Below are 1,967 nucleotides of genomic sequence, written 5' to 3' on the forward strand. Positions count from 1 at the left end.
ATGGCCAGCAAGCAGCTCTCCCTCTACCGCGAGGATGGTTATCTGCTGAGTGAAATGACATACGACGAACTGCAGTACACCGAAATGGCCCCCGACACCCAGGGTGCCGCCGCCATCGCCACCGTGTGCGCCGCAAAGCCGCGCGAGAAGGCGATCTGAGGCGAAAACGACCGCTCCCGGGCAAGCCTCCGGCCGGTCTGCCGCCGGAACAGCCATGGACCGCTCATCGGCCAGCGCGCAGCATCCTGTCGCCGGCCGGCACACCGGACACGTTGAGGAAGGCGAGTGCTGGTGCGGTCAGGGCGAATGTCCCTCCTGCACAGGCACCTTCACCGGGGTACCTGCACCCCGCTTCGCAGACCACAGGGAGAGTCACCATGCTCTGGACCATTACCGTCATCCTGCTGATCCTCTGGGCGCTCGGGCTCGTGTCGTCGTATACGCTGGGCGGCTTCATCCACATACTGCTGGTCGTCGCAGTGGTCATGGTGCTGGTGCGCCTGATCCAGGGACGGCAGGTATAGCGGATGGCCCAGACCTGCCACGTTGCACGCCGCGATGGGCGCATGGCGGCAAGACGGTCGCAGAAAGCACCGGGCCAGAAAGCAGAAAGCCGCTGCGCCCCCCAGGGGCGCAACGGCTTCAGCGAATTGATTCGTGGTCGGGACGGCAGGATTTGAACCTGCGACCCTCTGCACCCCATGCAGATGCGCTACCAGGCTGCGCTACGCCCCGACACTTCACGAAGGACGCATCATACTGAATCGCCAGGCATTGTCCAGCGCGTATCAGCGCTCGTGGCTCAACATCTGAGCAATCTGTTCGAGATCGTCGATCATTTCGCCAAGCGCCAGGTGCCAGACCGTGTCCGGGGTCTGGCTGCCCAGGCTCGGTACCGCCGCGACCGGCAGCGGCTCCGCCTCGGCACGGGCCTGCTGGCGCTGTTCCTGCAGCTGCTGGCGCGCGCCCTGGATGGTGTAGCCCTGGTGATAGAGCAGGTCGCGGATCTGCCGGATCAGCAGCACATCCTGACGCTGGTAGTAGCGACGGTTGCCACGGCGCTTCACCGGCCGCAGCTGGGTAAACTCCTGTTCCCAGTAGCGCAGCACATGCGTCTTCACGTCGCAGAGTTCGCTGACCTCTCCGATCGTGAAATAGCGCTTGCCGGGAATGTCCGGCAGGACGACCGCCTCAGACAGATTGTCCGACATGGTCCTCTACCCGCTGCTTGAGCTTCTGACCGGGACGGAAGGTCACCACGCGCCGGGCGGTGATGGGAATCTCCTCGCCGGTCTTGGGGTTGCGACCGGGACGCTGGCGCTTGTCGCGCAGCTCGAAATTGCCGAAACCCGAGAGCTTGACCGGGCTGCCGTCGACCAGCGACTGCCGGATCTCCTCGAAGAACTGCTCCACCAGCTCCTTGGCCTCGCGCTTGTTGAGTCCGAGCTCGTCGAACAGTCGCTCCACCATGTCGGCCTTGGTCAGTGCACCCATGTCAACCTCGTGTCAGCCCTGCATCACGGCACCGCCGGCGAACCGGCGGCGGCCACATGTGTCATTCTCCGTGGCGAACATGCCAGAAGCACGCTCAGGCGCGCAACCGCACACCCTGCCCGGCCAGGTCGGCCAGCACCTGTTCGGTCCAGGCCTGCACCTCGCTGTCCTGCAGCGTGCGTTCGGCATGCTGCCAGACCAGCGCGATGGCCAGGCTGTAGGTGCCCGCCGTCGTGCCCTGGCCGCGATAGACATCGAACGCCTGCAGGTCGCGCAGGCTGTCGCCGGCGGCACCGCGAGCAACGGCCAGCACCTCGCCGGCGGGCAGCGTGTCCGGCACCACCAGGGCCAGGTCGCGGCGCACTTCCGGGAAGCGCGACAGCGGCCGGAACACCGGCAGCGTACCTTCGGTCAGCGCCGACAGCTCGAGCTCGAACAGGAATACCGGTCCATCGAGATCCAGCGTCCTGGCC

4 protein-coding genes and 1 tRNA gene are annotated in these 1,967 nt (G+C 65.7%); 1 reads left to right on the top strand and 4 read right to left on the bottom strand.

Annotated elements, in window-relative coordinates:
- Positions 1-377 precede the first annotated feature (377 nt).
- On the top strand, positions 378-524 hold the full coding sequence (locus C5O18_RS08835) for a lmo0937 family membrane protein (RefSeq protein WP_105193224.1): 147 nt from the start codon (positions 378-380) through the stop codon (positions 522-524).
- 134 nt (positions 525-658) lie between these two features.
- On the opposite strand, the gene C5O18_RS08840 is transcribed toward C5O18_RS08835, so the two are convergent.
- The 4 genes from C5O18_RS08840 to C5O18_RS08855 form a co-directional block, all read right to left on the bottom strand.
- Positions 659-735 (bottom strand) — tRNA-Pro (locus tag C5O18_RS08840).
- A 53-nt stretch (positions 736-788) separates the two neighbouring features.
- Positions 789-1,211 carry a MerR family transcriptional regulator gene (locus tag C5O18_RS10935; RefSeq protein WP_105193226.1) on the bottom strand — a complete coding sequence of 141 codons (423 nt, stop codon included), beginning with the start codon at positions 1,209-1,211 and terminating at the stop codon, positions 789-791.
- Positions 1,192-1,494, bottom strand: a complete 303-nt coding sequence (gene ihfA / locus C5O18_RS08850; protein WP_105193228.1) for an integration host factor subunit alpha — start codon at positions 1,492-1,494, stop codon at positions 1,192-1,194. Before ihfA ends, C5O18_RS10935 begins: the two co-directional genes overlap by 20 nt.
- A 94-nt stretch (positions 1,495-1,588) precedes the next feature.
- Positions 1,589-1,967: phenylalanine--tRNA ligase subunit beta-related protein (locus C5O18_RS08855; RefSeq protein ID WP_478209690.1), on the bottom strand; the 379-nt coding region annotated here is incomplete at its 5' end.

This window comes from Amnimonas aquatica, from assembly GCF_002943415.1.
In the GTDB taxonomy this organism is placed as follows: domain Bacteria; phylum Pseudomonadota; class Gammaproteobacteria; order Pseudomonadales; family Moraxellaceae; genus Perlucidibaca; species Perlucidibaca aquatica_A.